The 19132-nt window shown below is 60.2% G+C and carries 19 protein-coding genes; 12 read left to right on the top strand and 7 right to left on the bottom strand.

What is annotated here, in order from left to right; translation table 11 throughout:
* The first annotated feature begins 70 nt into the window (after positions 1-70).
* A complete protein-coding gene (locus tag PHW99_RS00490) occupies positions 71-247 on the top strand; it encodes a hypothetical protein (RefSeq protein WP_300172642.1) in 177 nt (58 codons plus the stop codon).
* A gap of 100 nt (positions 248-347) precedes the next feature.
* On the opposite strand, the gene PHW99_RS00485 is transcribed toward PHW99_RS00490, so the two are convergent.
* Positions 348-1055, bottom strand: coding sequence for a Crp/Fnr family transcriptional regulator (locus PHW99_RS00485; protein WP_300172640.1), 708 nt, complete (start codon positions 1053-1055; stop codon positions 348-350).
* A gap of 190 nt (positions 1056-1245) precedes the next feature.
* On the opposite strand from PHW99_RS00485, the gene PHW99_RS00480 reads away from it, so the two are divergent.
* From PHW99_RS00480 to PHW99_RS00450, 7 genes are all read left to right on the top strand, one after another.
* Entirely contained in the window at positions 1246-3192 is a 1947-nt protein-coding gene (locus PHW99_RS00480) for an AMP-binding protein (RefSeq protein ID WP_300172638.1), read from the top strand.
* Positions 3193-3209: 17 nt separating this feature from the next.
* Complete coding sequence (locus tag PHW99_RS00475; RefSeq protein ID WP_300172637.1) at positions 3210-3995, top strand: ABC transporter ATP-binding protein; 786 nt, start codon at positions 3210-3212, stop codon at positions 3993-3995.
* A gap of 11 nt (positions 3996-4006) precedes the next feature.
* Positions 4007-4936 (top strand): branched-chain amino acid ABC transporter permease, encoded by a 930-nt coding sequence (locus tag PHW99_RS00470; RefSeq protein ID WP_300172636.1) that lies wholly within the window; start codon positions 4007-4009, stop codon positions 4934-4936.
* A gap of 35 nt (positions 4937-4971) precedes the next feature.
* A complete protein-coding gene (locus PHW99_RS00465; protein WP_300172635.1) occupies positions 4972-6048 on the top strand; it encodes a branched-chain amino acid ABC transporter permease in 1077 nt (358 codons plus the stop codon).
* A gap of 63 nt (positions 6049-6111) precedes the next feature.
* Positions 6112-7428 (top strand): ABC transporter substrate-binding protein, encoded by a 1317-nt coding sequence (locus PHW99_RS00460; RefSeq protein ID WP_300172633.1) that lies wholly within the window; start codon positions 6112-6114, stop codon positions 7426-7428.
* Positions 7429-7592: 164 nt separating this feature from the next.
* Positions 7593-8405: an ABC transporter ATP-binding protein gene (locus PHW99_RS00455; protein ID WP_300172631.1), complete on the top strand. Its 813-nt coding sequence runs from the start codon at positions 7593-7595 to the stop codon at positions 8403-8405.
* Between the two features lie 25 nt (positions 8406-8430).
* The gene (locus PHW99_RS00450) at positions 8431-9687 is read left to right on the top strand and encodes an AMP-binding protein (protein WP_300172629.1); all 1257 of its coding nucleotides are present in this window, start codon (positions 8431-8433) and stop codon (positions 9685-9687) included.
* Between the two features lie 15 nt (positions 9688-9702).
* Here PHW99_RS00450 and PHW99_RS00445 read toward each other — a convergent pair whose 3' ends face one another.
* The gene (locus PHW99_RS00445; protein ID WP_300172627.1) at positions 9703-10038 is read right to left on the bottom strand and encodes a DUF1840 domain-containing protein; all 336 of its coding nucleotides are present in this window, start codon (positions 10036-10038) and stop codon (positions 9703-9705) included.
* A gap of 87 nt (positions 10039-10125) precedes the next feature.
* Here PHW99_RS00445 and PHW99_RS00440 point away from each other — a divergent pair, with 87 nt between their 5' ends.
* Both PHW99_RS00440 and PHW99_RS00435 read left to right on the top strand, forming a co-directional pair.
* The gene (locus PHW99_RS00440; protein WP_300172665.1) at positions 10126-11205 is read left to right on the top strand and encodes an aminopeptidase; all 1080 of its coding nucleotides are present in this window, start codon (positions 10126-10128) and stop codon (positions 11203-11205) included.
* Complete coding sequence (locus PHW99_RS00435) at positions 11198-11518, top strand: polyhydroxyalkanoic acid system family protein (protein ID WP_300172625.1); 321 nt, start codon at positions 11198-11200, stop codon at positions 11516-11518. The genes PHW99_RS00440 and PHW99_RS00435 overlap by 8 nt, the downstream gene beginning before the upstream one ends.
* Here the strand turns inward: PHW99_RS00435 and PHW99_RS00430 are convergent, their stop codons facing one another.
* Positions 11519-11773, bottom strand: coding sequence for an acyl-CoA-binding protein (locus PHW99_RS00430; protein ID WP_300172623.1), 255 nt, complete (start codon positions 11771-11773; stop codon positions 11519-11521).
* Between the two features lie 107 nt (positions 11774-11880).
* Between PHW99_RS00430 and PHW99_RS00425 the strand changes: the two genes are divergently transcribed.
* Positions 11881-13416 carry a wax ester/triacylglycerol synthase family O-acyltransferase gene (locus PHW99_RS00425; RefSeq protein WP_300172621.1) on the top strand — a complete coding sequence of 512 codons (1536 nt, stop codon included), beginning with the start codon at positions 11881-11883 and terminating at the stop codon, positions 13414-13416.
* A gap of 67 nt (positions 13417-13483) precedes the next feature.
* Here the strand turns inward: PHW99_RS00425 and PHW99_RS00420 are convergent, their stop codons facing one another.
* From PHW99_RS00420 to PHW99_RS00405, 4 genes are read right to left on the bottom strand one after another with little or no spacing between them, the layout of a single operon-like run.
* Complete coding sequence (locus PHW99_RS00420) at positions 13484-14257, bottom strand: hypothetical protein (RefSeq protein WP_300172619.1); 774 nt, start codon at positions 14255-14257, stop codon at positions 13484-13486.
* A gap of 22 nt (positions 14258-14279) precedes the next feature.
* The gene (locus PHW99_RS00415) at positions 14280-14948 is read right to left on the bottom strand and encodes a TetR/AcrR family transcriptional regulator (RefSeq protein WP_300172616.1); all 669 of its coding nucleotides are present in this window, start codon (positions 14946-14948) and stop codon (positions 14280-14282) included.
* On the bottom strand, positions 14942-16192 hold the full coding sequence (locus PHW99_RS00410) for a patatin-like phospholipase family protein (protein WP_300172614.1): 1251 nt from the start codon (positions 16190-16192) through the stop codon (positions 14942-14944). The genes PHW99_RS00415 and PHW99_RS00410 overlap by 7 nt, the downstream gene beginning before the upstream one ends.
* A 33-nt stretch (positions 16193-16225) precedes the next feature.
* Positions 16226-16822 (bottom strand): phasin family protein, encoded by a 597-nt coding sequence (locus PHW99_RS00405; RefSeq protein WP_300172612.1) that lies wholly within the window; start codon positions 16820-16822, stop codon positions 16226-16228.
* A 204-nt stretch (positions 16823-17026) separates the two neighbouring features.
* Between PHW99_RS00405 and PHW99_RS00400 the strand changes: the two genes are divergently transcribed.
* Positions 17027-19024 carry an SDR family oxidoreductase gene (locus PHW99_RS00400; RefSeq protein WP_300172610.1) on the top strand — a complete coding sequence of 666 codons (1998 nt, stop codon included), beginning with the start codon at positions 17027-17029 and terminating at the stop codon, positions 19022-19024.
* Positions 19025-19132: the final 108 nt, after the last annotated feature.

Genomic DNA, 19132 nt, shown 5'->3' with positions numbered 1-19132 from the left:
CGAAAACAAAATAAAAACAACAGCATACAGATATTTTTGTGGGAACTACGGCGAGCTGGAAACCGGCAGCATGGCGCTGGCATTCTCCAGCCACCGCCTGATGCGGCAACTGGGCAAGAACCCGCAGGTGGCCACGCCCGAAGCACCCTGCTTTGAGATTGCGCTGTGCACCCCCGATGGTCCCGCCACGCTGGAGCGCACCGTGGCCACGACCATGCAGCTGGCGGAGATTATGCTATTGTATTGATAGCATATTGTGGTTATTTTATGCGGGCTAAAGACCATTCTTTTGCTTAATCCATCCACCGCTGCGCCCGCACCGCCAGCACAAACATCGTGTTTGACGGCTAAAACTGACCGGTTCTCAAAGCCTGCAAGTTGGTCACCCGCACGCCGCCATATTCAACCTGGATGGCGCCATGGCTGGCCAGTGTGGTCAGGGCTTCGTTGACACGCTGGCGCGACAGGCCCACCAGGTAGGCCAGCTCCTGCTGGGTGATGCGCAGCACCTCACCCACGCCCGGGTACAGCACCGGGTTGAACAGGGCCGCCAGACTGCGGGCCACGCGGATGTCCGGGTTGGTCATGCGGTCGATTTCCAGTGCGGCAATGAACTGGCCCAGCCGTTCGTTGAGCTGGTTGGTGATGAAGCGGTTAAAGCCGATTGAGTGGTCCAGCAGCCAGTGAAAGGTGTCGACGTGCAGGCCGGCCACCAGGCTTTTGCGCAGCGCCTGGATGTTGTAGCGGTAGGCTTCCCGTTTGAGGGCCGTGCCTTCGCCAAACCAGCCGCCGGGCGGCACGCCGGTGAAGGTCACGGTCTGGCCGTCGGCGTTGTCGCTGCTCATCTTCAGCAGACCGTCCACCACGCCAAACCAGTAGGTTACCGGGCGGCCAGTGCGGCAGACGTAGTCGCCGGGTTCCGCATTGGCGATCTGCAGGTCAGCTTCGGCACGCTCGCGCTCCTCGGGGGAGAGCAGTTGCAGCCAAGGAATTTCAGCCAGTTCCTCTGGATTGAGGCGGCGGCGGCGCTGGAGCAGGGTGGCGTCTTTGGTCATGTGAAAAGTCTTGATGCATGTCAAGAATGAGTTGGGGATTACCCGAATCAGCAGGGAAAACACCTACCGGGAAGCGGTCAAATTGTCGTCCAAATGACAACCTGACGTCAAACCCGGTTCTATTATCCGGCCCATCACACCAGCACCGGTTCGCGCCGGGTTGGTCAAGACATGGAGACAAGGTGCCGCAATGCAGACGACTTTTCCGCAACTTTTGTTGAACCACGCCAGCCAGCGGCCGCAGGACACCGCCATGCGCGAGAAGGAATACGGCATCTGGCAAGCCATCAGCTGGGCCGATCTGGCCGTTCAGGTAGAGCACCTGGCCTGTGGTCTGCACCAGGCTGGTTTGCGCCAGCATGACCACATGGTGGTGATCGGGGCCAACCGCCCGCGCCTGTATGCCACCATGCTGGCGGTGCAAGCGCTGGGGGCGGTGCCGATTGCGCTGTACCAGGACGCGGCCGCGCTCGAGTGTGTGTTTCCGCTCAACAACGCCGAGGTGGCGTTTGCCTTTGCCGAAGATCAGGAGCAGGTGGACAAGCTGCTGGAGATCCGCAGCCAGTGCCCGCAATTGGCGCACATCTATTTTGACGATCCGCGCGGCCTGCGCAATTACGATGAGCCCGGTCTGGCGGCGGTGGATGAGCTGATTGCGGCGGGCAAGGCCTTCGCCGCTGTGCACCCGGAGTTCTTCAAAAACGAGGTGGCCAAGGTCCAGCCCGATGATGTGGCGGCGATGTTCTTCACCTCGGGCACCACCGGCAACCCCAAGGGGGTGGTGCACACCCATGACACCTTGCTCAACCGGGCCCGCGCCGGGGCCGAGTTCGACCGGCTCACCCACGCCGAAGACGTGCTGGCCTATCTGCCGCCGGCCTGGATCGGCCAGAACATCTTCAGTTATGCGCAATGGCTGAGCTGTGGTTACGTGGTGAACTGCCCGGAGTCGGCTGCCACGGTGACGATCGACCTCAAGGAGGTGGGGCCGACTTACTACTTTGCCCCGCCACGGGTGTTTGAAGGTTTGCTCACCAGCGTGATGATCCGCATGGAGGATGCCGGCGCCTTCAAGCGCCGGATGTTTCACTACTTCATGGGGGTGGCCAAACGGGTTGGCCCGGCGTTGATGGACGGCAAGTCGGTGCCGGTGGCTGACCGCCTGCTGTATGCGCTGGGTGACTTCATGGTGTATGGCCCGCTGCGCAACAACCTCGGCTTCAGCCGCGTGCGGGTGGCCTACACCGCCGGTGAAGCGATCGGGCCGGATCTGTTCAGTTTCTACCGCTCCATCGGGGTCAATCTGAAACAGCTTTACGGGTCAACCGAAACCGCGGTGTTTGTCTGCCTGCAGCCCGACAACGAAGCGCGTGCTGACACCGTCGGGGTGCCGTGCAAGGGGGTGGAGATCAAGGTGGCCGACAACGGCGAGATTCTGGTGAAGTCGCCCGGTCTGCTCAAAGGCTACTTCAAGAACCCCGAGGCCACCGCCGAGGTGCTGACCGCCGACGGCTGGTACCACACCAGTGATGCCGGTTTCCTCGACGCGCAGGGGCACCTGAAGATCATCGACCGTGTCAAGGACGTGGGCCGTCTCAAGGGCGGGGCCAACGATGGGGCCATGTTTGCGCCCAAGTATGTGGAAAACAAGCTCAAGTTCTTCCCGCACATCAAGGAAGTGGTGGCTTATGGCGACGGGCGGGAAAAGGTCTGCGTCATGATCAACATCGACTTCGAAGCGGTGGGCAACTGGGCCGAGCGGCGCAATCTGCCCTACGCCGGGTACACCGATCTGGCGCAAAAGCCCGAGGTGTATCAGTTGATCAAGGACTGTGTGGAAAAGGTCAATGCCGATCTGAGCGTGGACGCCCTGCTGGCGGGCAGTCAGGTGAGCCGCTTCCTGGTGCTGCACAAGGAACTCGATGCCGACGATGGTGAGCTGACCCGTACCAACAAAGTGCGCCGCGGCTTCATCGCCGAAAAATACGATGTGCTGGTGGATGCCCTGTATGGCGGCAAAACCAGCCAGTTCATCGAAACCCAGGTCAAGTTTGAAGACGGCCGCACCGGCAGTGTCAGCGCGACCTTGGCGATCGAAGACGCCAAAACCTTTGCGCCGGTCAAAGCGGCAGCCTGAATCTACAAGTCAAAACCATGGCGACAAAACAAATCGGCGACGTCATTCTTGACGTCAAGAACATTTCCCTGAGTTTCGGCGGTGTCAAGGCGCTGACCGACATTTCGTTCAATGTGCGCGAGCACGAGGTGCGCGCCATCATCGGCCCCAATGGCGCGGGCAAGAGTTCCATGCTGAACTGCGTCAACGGGGTTTACCGGCCGCAGCAAGGTGCGATCACTTTCCGTGGCCAGACCTTCAGCCACATGGACAGCCACCAGGTCGCCACCATGGGCATTGGCCGCACGTTCCAGAACCTGGCCTTGTTCAAGGGCATGAGCGTCATCGACAACATCATGACCGGGCGCAACCTGCGCATCAAGAGCAACCTGTTTCTGCAGGCGCTGCGCATCGGCCCGGCCCAGCGTGAAGAAGAGCAGCACCGTGAATTTGTCGAGCACATCATCGACTTTCTCGAAATCCAGGCCTACCGCAAGACGCCGGTCGGCCAGCTGCCTTATGGCCTGCAAAAACGTGTGGACCTCGGGCGTGCCCTGGCGATGGAGCCGCAGCTGCTGCTGCTGGATGAGCCGATGGCCGGCATGAACGTGGAAGAAAAGCAGGACATGAGCCGCTTTGTGCTGGATGTGAATGAGGAGTTCGGCACCACCATTGTGCTGATCGAACACGACATGGGGGTGGTGATGGATATTTCCGATCGGGTGGTGGTGCTGGACTACGGCAAAAAAATCGGTGACGGGACACCCGATGAAGTCCGCAACAACGAAGAGGTGATCAGCGCCTATTTGGGCACCGGACATTAAGGAAGAACAACATGGGATTTTTCGTAGAAACACTGTTGGGCGGCCTGATGGCCGGCATGCTGTATTCGCTGGTGGCGCTGGGTTTTGTGCTGATTTACAAAGCCTCGGGGGTGTTCAATTTTGCCCAGGGGGCCATGGTGTTGTTTGCCGCGTTGGCGATGGCCCGGTTTTCTGAATGGATTCCGTTGTATGCCGGGATTACCAGTGGTTTTGTGGCCAACCTGCTGGCGTTTGTCGGGGCGGGGGTGCTGATGTTCGGGGTGGCCTGGCTGATCGAGCGGCTGGCGCTGCGCCATCTGGTGAACCAGGAGGGCACCACCCTGTTGATGGCCACTTTGGGCATCAGCTACTTCCTGGATGGCATCGGTCAGACCATTTTTGGCAGCGACATCTACAAGATTGACGTCGGCATGCCCAAGGAGCCGATCCTGGCGTTCGAGAGCCTGTTTGAGGGCGGCATCCTGATCAACAAGGAAGACCTGTATGCCGCCGTGATCGCCGCCGTGCTGGTGGGGCTGCTGACGGTGTTTTTCCAGAAGACCGTGACAGGCCGGGCGCTGCGCGCTGTGGCCGATGACCACCAGGCGGCGCAGAGTATCGGTATTCCGCTCAACCGCATCTGGGTCATTGTCTGGTGCGTGGCCGGGGTGGTGGCACTGGTGGCCGGCATGATCTGGGGCAGCAAGCTTGGGGTGCAGTTTTCACTGACCACCGTGGCCCTGCGGGCTTTGCCGGTGGTGATTTTGGGCGGGCTGACTTCGGTGCCGGGCGCCATCATTGGTGGTCTGATCATCGGCGTGGGCGAGAAGTTGTCCGAAGTGTTTCTGGGCCCTTATGTGGGGGGCGGTATTGAAATCTGGTTTGCCTACGTGTTGGCCTTGCTGTTCCTGCTGTACCGGCCGCAGGGCCTGTTCGGCGAAAAAATCATTGACCGCGTCTGATCGCAGGTGTTGTCAACCATTCCATAAAGAGCATCATGTTTTACAGAGAAAACGGCCAATTCAAGACTTCGTACCGCGCGGATCAGCAGATCTTTGCGATTACCCAGGACCGCTGGGCGGTGTTGGCGATCATTGCGGCAGCATTTTTGCTGGTCCCCTTCCTGGGCAGTGACTACATGTTCCGCGCCATTCTGATTCCGTTCTTGATCATGTCGCTGGCGGCGCTGGGGGTGAATATCCTGGTCGGGTATTGCGGCCAGATTTCTCTCGGTTCCGGCGCCTTCATGGCGGTGGGGGCTTACGCCGCGTTCAACTTTTTTGTCCGGGTGCCGGGTATGCCGATGCTGGCCGCGCTGATTTTGGGCGGCAGTTGTGCCGCAGCGTTTGGCATTCTGTTTGGCTTGCCCAGTTTGCGCGTCAAGGGGTTGTATCTGGCGGTAGCGACGTTGGCGGCACAGTTTTTCAGCGACTGGATGTTTCTGCGCATCAAGTGGTTTACCAACGACGCGCCCTCGGGGTCGGTGTCGGTCTCGGGCCTGCAGGTGTTTGGCCTGACGATTGACAGCCCGGTGTCCAAGTACCTGCTGTGCCTGTCGATCCTGACGGTGATGGCGCTGCTGGCCAAGAATCTGGTGCGTAGCGCCGTTGGCCGGGAATGGATGGCCATCCGTGACATGGACGTGGCAGCCAGCGTGATCGGCATTCGCCCGATGTACGCCAAGCTGACCGCGTTTGCCGTGAGTTCCTTTATTGTCGGAGTGGCCGGTGCGTTGTGGGGCTTTGTTTACCTGGGCTCCTGGGAGCCAGCGGCGTTTTCGGTGGACTTGTCGTTCAAGCTGCTGTTCATGGTCATCATTGGTGGCATGGGCTCCATCATGGGCAGCTTTTTTGGCGCTGCGTTCATCGTCGTCCTGCCGATTTTCCTGAACCAGTTTTTGCCCCTGGTGGGTGGCTTGTTCGGCATCGCGATTTCGACCTCCGGCATCTCACATGCCGAACTCATCATTTTTGGTTCGCTGATTGTCTGGTTCCTGATCGTGGAGCCTCACGGGCTGGCCAAACTTTGGTCCATTGGCAAACAAAAACTGCGGCTTTGGCCTTTCCCGCATTGACTCGATGGTGTTTTCCGTTCGTTAACCACAGGCACGTGAGTGTCGATTCTTTAGGAGACTTTCATGAAAATTCGCAACATCGTCCTGGCCAGCCTGCTGGCCGCCGTTGGCGCCGGCGCCTACGCACAGGCCAAGGAGCAGTTTTTTCCGGGGCTGCCCTACCGCACCGGTCCTTACGCACCCAACGGTGTGCCATGGGCCAATGGTTATGCCGACTACATGAAATTGACCAATGCGCGCGGTGGTATCAACGGGGTCAAGATTGTTTACGAAGAGTGTGAAACGGCTTATGACACGGCGCGTGGGGTGGAGTGTTATGAGCGCCTGAAAGGCAAAAACGGAGGGGCCACGGTGTTCCAGCCGCTGTCGACCGGCATCACTTTTGCCCTGACCGAAAAGGCGCCGGGGGACAAGATTCCGCTGATCACTGCCGGTTATGGCCGCAGCGAAAGCCAGGACGGCCTGGTGTTCAAGTGGAACTTCCCACTGGCCGGCACCTACTGGCTGGCAGCCGATGCCCTGGTGCAGACCATTGGCAAGAAAGAAGGCGGTCTGGACAAGCTCAAGGGCAAGAAGATCACCTTGGTCTACCACGATTCCCCGTATGGCAAGGAACCCATTCCGCTGCTGCAGGAGCGCGCCGCCATGCACGGTTTCAACCTGCAGTTGTTGCCGGTGACCGCCCCTGGTGTCGACCAGAAAGCCACCTGGCTGCAAGTGCGTCAGGCCAAGCCCGATTACGTGCTGCTGTGGGGCTGGGGTGTGATGAACTCTACCGCCCTGAAAGAGGCGCAGGCCACCGGTTATCCGCGCGACAAGATGTATGGCGTGTGGTGGTCGGGTGCCGAGCCTGACGTGAAGGACGTGGGTGAAGGCGCCAAGGGCTACAACGCGGTGACCATGCAGCATGGCGCCGAGCCACAGTCTGCCGTGGTGAAGGAAATCCTGGAAAAGGTCCATGCCAAGGGCCAGGGCGCTGGTCCGAAGGAGGAAGTGGGCCAGGTGCTGTACATGCGTGGCGCCATGAGTGCGATGCTGGCGGTGGAAGGGGTGCGCCGTGCCCAGGAACGTTTTGGCAAGGGCAAGTGGGTTTCGGCCGAGCAGGCGCGCTGGGGTTACGAAAACCTGGCGCTGGACCAGAAGAAGCTTGACGCCCTCGGTTTTGCCGGTGTCATGCGCCCGATCAGCACCACCTGTGCCGACCACATGGGCTCCAACTGGGCTCGGGTGCATACCTGGGACGGCAAGAAGTGGGCTTTCAGTTCCGACTGGCTGCAGGCTGACGAGCAGATCCTCAAGCCACTGGTCAAGAAGACAGCGGCCAAATACGCCACCGACAAGAAGCTGACACCACGCACGCCGGCTGACTGCCAGTCCTGAGCGTTGTGAGGTCAAGAGGTCACGCGGGGCCGCTTCTAGAAAGCGCCGCGTGCCTTGTCAGCAGGACAAGGAGGCGACTCGATGGAGTCGCCAACTGAAAGGGTGGTGTCACCACGTTTTCAGTTGGCACATACCCAGTTTTCCAGGTCACACGGAACCAGCACATGAGTGAATCCAAAAATATCGTTCTCAACGTCAATGGCATCGAGGTCATCTACAACCACGTCATTCTGGTCTTGAAAGGCGTGTCGCTGAATGTGCCCGAGGGCGACATCGTGGCCATTCTGGGGGGCAATGGTGCGGGCAAGACCACCACCTTGCGCGCAGTGTCCAACCTGTTGCGTGGCGAGCGTGGCGAGGTCACCAAGGGCTCGATCGAGTTGCGGGGTGAGCGCATCGAAAACCTGTCGCCAGCGGATCTGGTGCAACGTGGCGTGGTGCAGGTGATGGAGGGGCGTCATTGTTTTGCGCACCTGACGATCGAGGAAAACCTGCTCACCGGCAGCTATACCCGCAGGGACAAGGGCGAGATTGCCGCCAATCTGGAGAAGGTCTACGCCTATTTCCCGCGGCTCAAGACCCGGCGCACCAGCCAGGCCGCCTACACCTCGGGGGGCGAGCAGCAGATGTGTGCCATTGGCCGGGCGCTGATGACCAACCCCAGCATGGTGCTGCTCGATGAGCCGTCCATGGGGCTGGCGCCGCAGATCGTGGAAGAGGTGTTCGAGATTGTGAAAGACCTCAACCAGAAGGAAAAAGTCACCTTTTTGCTGGCCGAGCAGAACACCAACATGGCGCTGAAATACGCCGACTATGGCTACATCATGGAATCTGGCCGTGTGGTGATGGATGGCGCCGCCAGAGACCTGGCCAACAACGAAGACGTGAAAGAGTTCTATCTGGGCATGGGCGGCGGGGAGCGCAAGAGCTTCAAGGATGTGAAGAGTTACAAGCGCCGCAAACGTTGGCTGGCCTAGGGCCGTTTTACTCAGGACCATAACCATGACCGACTATTTTGACGCGCTGGAAACGCGTGAACCGCAGGTGCGCGAAGCCGCACTGTTGACTGCGTTGCCGATGCAGGTGGCCCATGCCAAACTGGCTTCCAGCGCCTTTGCCGAGATTTTGAAAGATGTCGATCCGGCCAGCGTGACCAGTCGCGCCGCGCTGGCGCAGTTGCCGGTGACGCGCAAGCATGAACTGCTGGAGCTGCAGCTGGCCAGCCGTGGCCGTGGTGCCAGTGTGTTCGGTGGCTTCAGCGCTGCAGGATTTGGCGCCCAGATGCCGCGGGTGTTTGCCAGCCCTGGCCCGATTTACGAGCCCGAGGGCACCGCGCGCGACTATTGGCGCATGGCACGGGCCATTCACGCGGCGGGTTTTCGCGCCGGCGAGCTGATCCACAACAGCTTCAGCTACCACTTTGTGCCTGCCGGTTCGATGATGGAAACCGGAGCCCATGCCCTGGGCTGTACCGTGTTTCCTGGCGGCACCGGCCAGACCGAGCAGCAGGTGCAGGCGATGGCCGACCTGAAGCCGGCGGGTTACATCGGGACCCCCAGTTTCCTGAAAATCATTCTGGAAAAGGCTGCCGAGATGGGGGTGGCACTGCCCAGTGTGACCAAGGCCATGTTTGGCGGCGAAGCGTTTCCGCCCAGCCTGCGTGACTGGTTTGCGGCCCGTGGTGTGACGGGTTACCAGTGTTACGCCACTGCCGATCTGGGCTTGATCGCGTATGAAACCACAGCCCGTGAAGGGCTGGTGATGGATGAGGGAGTGCTGCTGGAGATTGTCCGCCCCGGCACGGGCGACCCGGTGGCCCCCGGCGAGGTCGGGGAGGTGGTGGTCACCACGCTGAATCCGACTTACCCCTTGATTCGTTTTGGCACCGGTGACCTGTCAGCCATCCTGCCGGGCCCGTGTCCGAGCGGGCGCACCAACAGCCGCATCAAGGGCTGGATGGGCCGGGCTGACCAGACCACCAAGATTCGTGGCATGTTTGTGCACCCGGGGCAGGTGGACCAGATCGTCAAACGTTTCCCCGAGGTGGCGCGCGCCCGGCTGGTGGTGACCGGAGAGATGGCCAACGACAGCATGACGCTCAAGGTCGAGAGCGCCTGCAGCGGCCCGGACAATCTGGCCGCCAAGTTGACCGATGCCATCCGCGAAGTCACCAAACTGCGCGGGCAGGTCGAGGTGGTGCTGCCCGGCTCCCTGCCCAACGACGGCAAGGTGATCGAAGACGCCCGCAGTTACCAGTGAGCGGCGCGGCAGGCTTCAGACACCCCAGGTGATGGCCACGTCAGCCTTCAGGCACTGACGCATCATGTCCATGAAGGGCAGGGCACGCTGGTGCAGGCTCACGGCGTCAAAGCGGGGTGCCGGCAACTGCTCGGCCTGCGCCTGGGCGACGGCCTCGCGGCGGGCCGCTTCTTCCGCCAGGATGGCTGCTTCCAGCGCTGCCAGCGCCTGTGGCATGTGCTCAGGCAGCAAAATGCCTTTGATGCTCGGTTCGGCGGCGCTGTGTTTGCCGATGATTTCCAGCACGCGCTGCCCGTTGGGTTGCAACATAATCACGTCCCCGGTGGCTTTGGATTTGAACTTGTAAAGCATGGTGATGGATTGTTCTGGGTTGACGGATGGGTGGCGGTGTTGCCAGCCTGATCCTACACCGCCGTGTCCGGCGTGGCGGGCGGTGTGATGACGCTGGCACGTTGGGGCCTGTTGTGGGTGGCGCTGGCGCTGAGTGCCTGCGCCGACACCCGCTACTACGCCCAGTCGGTCGGTGGCCACTTCAAGCTGATGCAGGCGGCGCGGCCGATGGCCGACTGGCTGGATGACGCCCGGACCCCGGCGCCCTTGCGTGAACGTTTGCGCCTGGTGCAGGTCATGCGCCATTTTTCGGTGGTGGAACTGCATCTGCCCGACAACGCCAGTTACCAGCGGTTTGCCGATTTGCAGCGTCGTTATGTGGTGTGGAACGTGGTGGCCGCGCCGCCCTGGTCGCTGACCTTGAAAACCTGGTGTTTCCCGGTGGCTGGCTGTGTGGGTTACCGGGGTTATTTTGACGAGGCTGATGCCCAGGCGCAGGCGGACGAGTTGCGCGCCCAAGGGCTGGAGGTGACGGTGTATGGCGTACCCGCCTATTCGACCTTGGGTTGGATGAACTGGCTCGGCGGCGACCCGCTGCTGAACACCTTTGTGAACTACCCGGAAGGGGAGCTGGCGCGCCTGATGTTCCATGAGCTGGCGCACCAGGTGGTGTATGTGGCCGACGACACGGTGTTCAACGAATCGTTTGCCACCGCGGTGGAACGGCTGGGGGCCGAGCACTGGCTGGCCACGCGGGCCACCCCCGAGGCCAGACAGGCCTATCTGGCCTCGGACCTGCGCCGCCAGCAATTTCGCGCGCTGACCCGGGCCACGCGCCAACAATTGGCACGTATTTATGAGGAAAATAAGCCTCTATCCCACGTCAATCCAGCACACATTGCTATGAAAAACGAAGCAATGCGAATTTTCAGAAACAACTATGCGGCGCTCAAACAGAGCTGGGGCGGCTACAGCGGTTATGACCCCTGGGTGGCGCAGGCCAATAACGCTGCTTTTGGCGCCCAGGCTGCCTACGATGAGCTGGTGCCGGGATTTGAGGCGCTGTTTGTCCAGCAAGGACGCGACTGGCTGCGGTTTTATGATGCGGTCAGACAACTGGCGCAACATCCGGCGCAGGAACGTGCCGGTTTACTCAAACAATGGGCACTGGAGCAACACCTTGGCTGACTTACACATCGTTCGCGAGCATTCCTTGGGCATGGGCAAAGCCCGCAAGATCGCCTTCAAATGGGCCGAGCAGGTCGAGGCCGAATTTGGCATGGAATGTGTTTATGCCGAGGGGGATACCTGTGACGAGGTGGCGTTTTCCCGCTCGGGGGTGACGGGCACGCTGGACGTCGGTGCCAGCCATTTTGAGCTGCGTGCCCATCTCGGGTTTCTGGTGGGCGCTTTCAAGCACACCATCGAGGCCGAGATTGTGCGGCAGCTCGATGCCCTGCTGGCCCCCAAGGCCAAACCGGGCAAAGGCAAAGCCGACTGATCAGCTCAGCGACTCGATCAGGTCGATGTATTGCTGCATGGCGTCGTCGCTGGTCGTGCCCTTGAGGGCGTTCCAGGCATCCCATTTGGCACGGCCCACCATGTCGGTGAAACCGGGTTTTTTCTCGGTGTTGTCACCTGTGCTGCCTTGTTTGTACAGGGCGTAGAGCTTCAGCAGCGTCATGTTGTCTGGGCGTTCACTGAGGTTTTTGGAGTTGGCAACAGCGGCTTCAAATTGGCTTTTCAGATCGGACATGGTGATGCGTGAGTTGGGTTGATCGGCGCCCCGTATTGGGGTAAGTGCGCGGTATCTTAAAGGGCGTTTTGCTCTCAAAATAGAGAACCTTCCCGAAAAGAGTTGTTATGGTCACACGAATTTCACGTCCTCAGCCTGCCGCCGCACCGACCAGCCCGCAGCATGGTCCGGTAGGGACGGAGCGCATGAGCAAGGTTGACACTGCCTGGCTGCGCATGGACAGCCCCAGCAACCTGATGATGATCATGGGGGTGTGGATCATCAAGCCGGCGGTCAGCTACGCGGCGGTCTGCCAGCGCATTGAAGAGCGGCTGCTGAAGTACCCGCGCTTTTTGCAGAAGGTGCGCCAGGATGCGACCGGTGCCAGCTGGGTCGAGGACAGCCACTTTGACATCAGGCACCATGTGCTGCGCGAAAAGCTGCCGGCCCTGGCCCGGACCGAGCCCGAGCGTGCACTGCAGGCCCGGCTGGGCGAACTGGCGCTGCAGCCGCTTGACCCGGATCGGCCGCTGTGGGATTTCCGGCTGGTGGAGCACTACGACGGCGGCTCGGCCCTGCTGGTGCGCATTCACCACTGCATTGCCGATGGTCTGGCGCTGATTGCGGTGACGCAGTCTCTGGTGGATGGCGGCACCGAGCCACCCAAGCGCCGGGTCAAGGAAGCGCCCAGCGGCGGCTGGGAGTCGGCAGAAGAGTGGATGTCACACACCCTGATCGAGCCGTTGACCGTGGCGGCGGTGAAGACGCTGGACGCCGCTGGCGCTGGGGCGGCGCAGGCGCTGAGCGCCATGGGCGACCCCAGGACGCTGCTGGACAAGCTGGTGTCCCAGGGCTTTTCCAAAGGCGTGGCGGGGTCCTCGGAGATCGCCAAGCTGGCGTACCAGGTGCTGCGTGACGGCACGGCACTGGCCTTGATGGCCGATGACTCACCCACCCGGCTCAAGGGCACGCCGGGCCAGGCCAAGCGGGTGGCGTGGTGCCAGCCGATTCCACTGGACGAGGTGCGAGCCATTGGCAAGGCACTGCACTGTTCCATCAATGATGTGCTGCTGGCATGTGTGGCCGGGGCGATCGGCAAGTATCTGAGGTCCCATGGCGATGTGGTCGATGGCAAGGAGATTCGCGCCATGGTGCCGGTGAATCTGCGACCGATGGACCAGGCACACAAGCTGGGCAACCAGTTTGGTTTGGCGCCGGTGGTGTTGCCGATCGGGACCGAACATCCACTGGCGCGGGTGTATGAAGTGCGCCGCCGCATGGGTGAACTCAAAGGCAGCATGCAGCCCTTGCTGGCGTTTGCGTTGTTGGCGGTGGCTGGACTGCTGATCAAGCCGGCGCAGGACGCCATGCTGAGTCTGTTCTCCAGGAAAACCACGGCGGTGATGACCAATGTGCCCGGTCCGCGGGACAAGCTCAAGTTCTGTGGCTCGACGCTGGAGCAGACGCTGTTCTGGGTGCCGCAGTCCGGCACCGTCGGCCTGGGCGTGTCGATCCTGAGTTATGGCGGCGGGGTGCAGTTTGGCATCATCAGCGACAGCACCCTGTGTCCGAATCCGCAAGCCATCATCGATGAGTTTGAACCCGAGTTCAACAAACTCAAGCTGCTGACACTGATGCTTCCTTGGGGTGAAATTGCTATATAAATTATAGCTATAAGTGCTTTAAATACGTGGGATAGAGGCCAAAATCATCGTATTTTTTTGCAACTTGTCAGGTCAGTAGCTCGGATTTGGCCAACTCCACGTCCAGCCGCTCCATGGCATCGATCGGTCTGGCGCGGGCCGCCTGCCGGTACAGGCGGGTGGCTTCGTTGAGCATGTCCTCACCGCCGAGCATGAGCATGGCATGGGCGTATTCCACCATGCCAAACGCCGATTCCACATTGAGTTTGAGTGCACGGGTCAGCAGGCTGAGCCCGGTGTCCTTGTTGGCACCGTAGGCCATCGCGCCGATCAGTGAGCCGACCTTGTCGATCACCTCGGCGTGAAAGCTGCCCAGCGCGATATGAGCGTCGGCGTGGTTGGGTTGATGTTGGATGACGTGCTCCAGGTCGGCCTTGACCTTGGTGCCCAGGCCTTGCGCCAGCGCCTTGGCCACGCTGATGCCCTGGCTGTAGCGCCCCAGTGCGTAGGCGCGCCAGTAACGGGCGTTGAGGTTGTGGGGGTCGCGTTCGATCTGTTCCTCGGCGCGCTCGGCCACTTCCTGAAACAGGGCCAGGCGCTGGGTTTCCTGTTTTTCCAGGTAAGTGGCGTAAACACAGGCTGCCTTGTTGGCGACGTTCAGCCCCATCAGGCCCAGGTCCAGGCCCAGGGTCGCTGCTTTCTGGAACTCGCCGTTGTGAAAATGTGCCCAGGCCTGCAGCAGGTCGTTGTTGCTGGGCAGGGGTTCGAGGTCACCGGCGTGCAGTCTGGCCCACTTCTTTTTGACGCTGGCAGCGTCAAAGTCGTAGTCACCTGCGTAGGGGAAGGCACTCCACTTGGCCATGTCGGTCTCCTCAAACCTGTTTTTATGTGGGCTGTTCCTTGTTATTGTAGGCATCTGAGAGTTTGATCAGATGCGTTCTTTGCCCGGGTTCCAGGTAGGGCACCATCAGGTTCAGCACGTGCTGCGCGCCACGCAGCAGGGCACCTTGGGCATTGCTGACTTCCAGGGCGTTGCGCGGGTCGCGCACGTATTCAAAACTCAGCCAGTAGGTCAGCACCACCACCATGCTGGTGGCGGTGGCATCGAGCTCCCGCGAATCCATCTGCAGCGCGCCACTGCGGCGCATGCCATCGAGCAGGGCCTTGACGGCACGGGTCTTGTTTTTGAGGATGGACTGGAAATGGGTTTCCAGCCGCCGGTTTTTGCTCAGCAGGTCGTTCAGGTCGCGGTACAGGAAGCGGTATTGCCAGATCAACTCAAACAGGGTGTGCATGAAAAACCAGGCGTCTTCCACATTGCGCACGTCATCACCGGCATTAAGCAGATCGTTGAGTGAACGCTCGAAGCGGTCAAACAAGGCGTTGATGAGCTCGTCCTTGGCTGGGTAGTGGTAATACAGATTGCCCGGACTGATGTTCAGCTCAGCTGAAATCAGGGTGGTGGAGACGTTGGGTTCGCCAAAGCGGTTGAACAGCGCCAGCGTCACTTCCAGAATGCGTTCGGCGGTGCGGCGCGGCGCTTTTTTTACCATGTAGGGTCGCTTTTGGGTTCGGCGGCGCTGACAACCTGATTCAGGTTGTCCATCAGGTTGTGCAGTTTGGTCAGCGCCTGGCCAATGCGTGCTGGTGGCCGCCGGGGGGCACACAGGTGACGGTGCACATCATCGAGCGCGGCATGGTTGAGGGTGATGCCGTGGTAGCCCAGTTTGGCGGCCAGATTGGTCTGGCGTGAGCGCAACAGCTGGCGCGTTTGTTGGTAGGCGTGTTCGGCCAGATGGCGGCGTTGGCTGTAGCTGAAGGTGTTGGCCAAGTACAGCTCGGGGTCGCGGTGGTTGGGCTCGATCAGCACGATGTCGGTGTTGGGATAAGCCTGTTCGTAGTGTTTCAGTCCCAGCAGCAGCCGGGAGTGGATCAATGAGCGGAAGGTCTGGCTCAGCACGGCCGGCAGGCCTCCGTCTGCAATCCGTGGGATCGGCTCGGGCGCCGCCCAGGGTGTTGCCGATTCACCCGCCGACGCGGGTGCCGAGGCGTCGAATGGCACCAGTGGGTTCAGACACAACATCAGGTCCACACCTTCGTCCAGCGCGATGGAGGCGTGCATGGTCTTGATCAGTGCGCCATCGACAAAATGCTGGCCGTCAATCTCGACGGGTGGAAACAGTCCCGGCAGCGCAGCGCTGGCTTGCACGGCCTTGGAAATGGGGATGTGGTCCCAGCCGGTGCGGCCAAAGGCCACGGCTTTGCTGCTGTCCAGATGGGTGGCCACCAGCGTCAAACGGCTTTTGAGTTGACGAAAGTCGTTGCTGCGCCCGGCGCGCGAAAACAGACGGGTCAATTCAACATCAATCTGCGCGTTTGAAAAAATGCCGGTTGGCAGGCTCGGACTCATGCGCTCGAGCGTGCGCATCAACGATTTTCGCCCCAAGGTGCTGTGCCATGCTCCCTTGAGCATCAATTCGGGTAACAGCAGGGAGCGAGAGAAAAACTCGGCGAAAGCGGGTTTGAGCAGCCAGGCCGGGTCAAAGGCTTCGGTCTGGTGTTTGCGGTCTTCAATGAAGAGTGCGAACAACTGCTGCGGTGTGATGCCATTGGCCAGGCCGGCAGCGATAAACCCGCCGGCTGAGACGCCCACATAGTGCTGCAGGCGGGTGAAGTCGATGCCTTTGAGGGATTCCTGCAAGGCGCAAAGCGCGCCGATTTCATAGATGGCCCCCAAGGGGCCACCCCCCGCCAGCGCCAAAGCAATTTTGGGAGAAGACCTTGTTGGCTTTTTCATAAGCCGTCAGTTTAAGACCGATCGTGCTTTTTCTCAGTCAGGGTTTACCTCAGCAGCGGGGGCCGCTGGTGCCTTGCGCGGTGCGGCTTTTTTGGCTGCCGGTTTGACGGCTGATTTGACCGCCGGCTTTTTGGCCACTGGTTTGGCGGCTGTGGCGGCCTTGGCGGGTGCCTTGGACGGGGCTTTCGCCGTCACTTTGGCGGGGGCCAATTTCTGCACGCTGGCGTTGAGTTCGTTGATGCGGGCAATCAGCGCATTGATGTCCTTGGCAGAGGGCACCCCCAATTTGTTGAGCGCCTTGGCAACGCGGTCTTCAAAAATGCTTTCCAGCTTGTCCCACTGGCCGGAGGCTTTGCTGGAAATATCGGTGGCCATGCTGGTCATTTTTTGTGTGGCTTCAGTGATTTTTTCTTCAGCCGCAGACTGGGTCTTGCGCTGGAAGCTCACGCCTTCCTTGACCAGGGCTTCAAATGCCTTGGTACCCTCGGTCTGGGCTTTGGTGAAGGCACCCAGGCCGGCTTGCCAGATTTGTTGGGCCGAGTCCTTGACTGAGCTGCTCAGCGGGGAACCGGCCTTTTTGCTGGTGACGGATTTTTTGGCTGGGGTGGACTTTTTGAGTTTGGTGACCATGGTGCGCTCCGGTTAAGTACGAGGGTGAAAACAGCTGCATGGTGTGATGCCCCATGCATGGCTCGCACTTTAGATGCCAATGCCCGCAAGGTGTAGGTGCTGCTTCCTAATTTGAGCATGGCTCTCTAGGCTGGCTGCGGGTTTACGCTGAATGCAAGGCCGGGTGGTTCGGGCCAAAATGGCCGTCTGAACTGGAGATGACTTATGCAATATTTCGTAACGGGTGCAACGGGTTTTATTGGCAAACGGCTGGTCAAGAAGTTGCTGGAGCGCAAGGGCAGCGTGGTATTTGTCCTGATTCGTCAGGAGAGTGAAGACAAGGTCAAGGCTCTGCGTGAGTTTTGTGGGGTCAGTGCTGCACGGCTGGTGCCGATTTTTGGGGATCTGACTCAGAAAAAACTGGGGGTGTCGGCGACGGATGTCAAACAGCTCAAGGGCAAGGTGGATCATTTTTACCACCTGGCGGCCATTTATGACCTGGGTGCGGATGAAGCCAGCCAGATCGAAGTCAATATCGACGGCACCCGAAATACGGTGGAACTGGCCAAAGCGGTGGATGCCGGCCATTTCCATCATGTGAGTTCCATCGCTGCTGCCGGTTTGTACGAGGGCGTGTTCCGAGAGGACATGTTTGACGAGGCCGAAAACTACGACCACCCGTATTTCATGACCAAACATGAAAGCGAAAAAATCGTCCGCGCCGAGTGCAAGGTGCCGTGGTCGGTCTACCGGCCTGCCATGGTGGTGGGAGACAGCACCACCGGGGAAATGGACAAGATTGACGGGCCATATTACTTTTTCAAGCTCATCCAGCGCATGCGTCAGTTGTTGCCGCCCTGGATGCCCTCGATCGGGCTGGAGGGGGGGCGGATCAATATTGTGCCGGTGGACTTCGTGGTGGATGCCCTGGCGGCCATCAGCCATCAGAAGGACATTGATCACAAGTGTTATCACCTGGTGGACCCGGTGGGTTACCGTGTGGGTGATGTGCTGGACATTTTCAGCCGTGCCGCGCATGCGCCCAAGATGAATCTGTTTGTGAATGCGGCCCTGCTCGGATTCATTCCGCGCAGCATCACCAAAGGCCTGATGGCACTGGCTCCGGTGCGCCGGGTGCGCAACGCCATCATGACGGACCTGGGACTGCCTGAGGATATGTTGACGTTTGTCAATTACCCCACGCGTTTTGATTGCCGCGATACCCTGGCGGCGCTCAAGGGAACCAGCATTGCCTGTCCGAACCTCAAGGACTACGCCTGGCGCTTATGGGACTACTGGGAGCGCCATCTGGATCCTGACTTGCACATCGACCGCAGCCTGCGTGGTACGGTGGGTGGCAAGGTCGTGCTGGTCACCGGTGGGTCTTCCGGTATTGGTCTGGCCAGCGCCCACAAGTTTGCCGAAGCGGGTGCCATCACGCTGATTTGTGGACGTGATCAGGACAAACTGGATGCAGCCTGTGCCGAAGCCAAGGCCAATGGCTACGCTTTTGTGCCCTACAAGGTCGACATTGCGGATGCCACCGATTGTGAAGCGTTTGTACAGCAGGTGCTGGCTGATCACGGGGGAGTGGACTTCCTGATCAACAATGCCGGACGTTCCATCCGGCGGGCCATCGAGTCCAGTTATGACCGTTTCCATGACTATGAGCGCACCATGCAGCTCAATTACTTCGGTAGCCTGCGGGTCACCACCGGGCTGTTGCCAGGCATGGTGGCCAAACGCAAGGGACACGTGGTCAATATCAGTTCGATTGGTGTGCTGACCAATGCACCTCGCTTCAGTGCCTATGTGGCTTCCAAGGCGGCGCTGGATGCCTGGACGCGGTGCGCCAGCAGTGAATTTGCTGACCAGGGGATCTCGTTTACCACCATCAACATGCCGTTGGTGCGCACGCCCATGATTGCGCCAACCAACTTGTACAACAACGTGCCCACGTTGTCGCCGGAAGAGGCTGCTGACATGATTGCCCAGGCCTGTATCTTCAAGCCTGTGCGGATTGCCACACGCCTGGGGATTACCGGGCAAATCCTGCATGCGGTGTTGCCGCGGGTGGCGCAAATTGCCATGAACACCAGTTTCAGGATGTTCCCGGACTCGAGTGCGGCCAAGGGGGCCAAACCGGGTGACAAACTGGCCAAGCCCAAATTGTCTCCCGAGGCCATGGCGTTGCAGCAGATGATGCAGGGGATCCATTTTTGAGGCGGCGGATGCAACGGCGATAATCTGACCCAGGGCGCTACTCAGCGCCCTTTTTTTCAGTGTCTATCCTGCTGCTTCGGTCCGTGCCGGGGCCTCGTTATTGATTGT

The organism is Rhodoferax sp., assembly GCF_028689305.1.
In the GTDB taxonomy this organism is placed as follows: domain Bacteria; phylum Pseudomonadota; class Gammaproteobacteria; order Burkholderiales; family Burkholderiaceae_C; genus Rhodoferax.
The sequence above is the reverse complement of the archived record's forward strand: the minus strand, read 5'-3'. Positions and strand labels throughout refer to the sequence as shown.

Excerpts from the sequence above, each read along its gene's own strand:
- PHW99_RS00400 (WP_300172610.1), top strand. The coding sequence starts at position 17,027 with ATGCAATATTTCGTAACGGGTGCAACGGGTTTTATTGGCAAACGGCTG.
- PHW99_RS00405 (WP_300172612.1), bottom strand. The coding sequence starts at position 16,822 with ATGGTCACCAAACTCAAAAAGTCCACCCCAGCCAAAAAATCCGTCACC.
- PHW99_RS00470 (WP_300172636.1), top strand. The coding sequence starts at position 4,007 with ATGGGATTTTTCGTAGAAACACTGTTGGGCGGCCTGATGGCCGGCATG.
- PHW99_RS00475 (WP_300172637.1), top strand. The coding sequence starts at position 3,210 with ATGGCGACAAAACAAATCGGCGACGTCATTCTTGACGTCAAGAACATT.
- PHW99_RS00490 (WP_300172642.1), top strand. The coding sequence starts at position 71 with ATGGCGCTGGCATTCTCCAGCCACCGCCTGATGCGGCAACTGGGCAAG.
- PHW99_RS00440 (WP_300172665.1), top strand. The coding sequence starts at position 10,126 with ATGACGCTGGCACGTTGGGGCCTGTTGTGGGTGGCGCTGGCGCTGAGT.
- PHW99_RS00450 (WP_300172629.1), top strand. The coding sequence starts at position 8,431 with ATGACCGACTATTTTGACGCGCTGGAAACGCGTGAACCGCAGGTGCGC.
- PHW99_RS00460 (WP_300172633.1), top strand. The coding sequence starts at position 6,112 with ATGAAAATTCGCAACATCGTCCTGGCCAGCCTGCTGGCCGCCGTTGGC.
- PHW99_RS00415 (WP_300172616.1), bottom strand. The coding sequence starts at position 14,948 with ATGGTAAAAAAAGCGCCGCGCCGCACCGCCGAACGCATTCTGGAAGTG.
- PHW99_RS00430 (WP_300172623.1), bottom strand. The coding sequence starts at position 11,773 with ATGTCCGATCTGAAAAGCCAATTTGAAGCCGCTGTTGCCAACTCCAAA.
- PHW99_RS00485 (WP_300172640.1), bottom strand. The coding sequence starts at position 1,055 with ATGACCAAAGACGCCACCCTGCTCCAGCGCCGCCGCCGCCTCAATCCA.
- PHW99_RS00425 (WP_300172621.1), top strand. The coding sequence starts at position 11,881 with ATGGTCACACGAATTTCACGTCCTCAGCCTGCCGCCGCACCGACCAGC.
- PHW99_RS00480 (WP_300172638.1), top strand. The coding sequence starts at position 1,246 with ATGCAGACGACTTTTCCGCAACTTTTGTTGAACCACGCCAGCCAGCGG.
- PHW99_RS00410 (WP_300172614.1), bottom strand. The coding sequence starts at position 16,192 with ATGAAAAAGCCAACAAGGTCTTCTCCCAAAATTGCTTTGGCGCTGGCG.
- PHW99_RS00445 (WP_300172627.1), bottom strand. The coding sequence starts at position 10,038 with ATGCTTTACAAGTTCAAATCCAAAGCCACCGGGGACGTGATTATGTTG.
- PHW99_RS00465 (WP_300172635.1), top strand. The coding sequence starts at position 4,972 with ATGTTTTACAGAGAAAACGGCCAATTCAAGACTTCGTACCGCGCGGAT.
- PHW99_RS00455 (WP_300172631.1), top strand. The coding sequence starts at position 7,593 with ATGAGTGAATCCAAAAATATCGTTCTCAACGTCAATGGCATCGAGGTC.
- PHW99_RS00420 (WP_300172619.1), bottom strand. The coding sequence starts at position 14,257 with ATGGCCAAGTGGAGTGCCTTCCCCTACGCAGGTGACTACGACTTTGAC.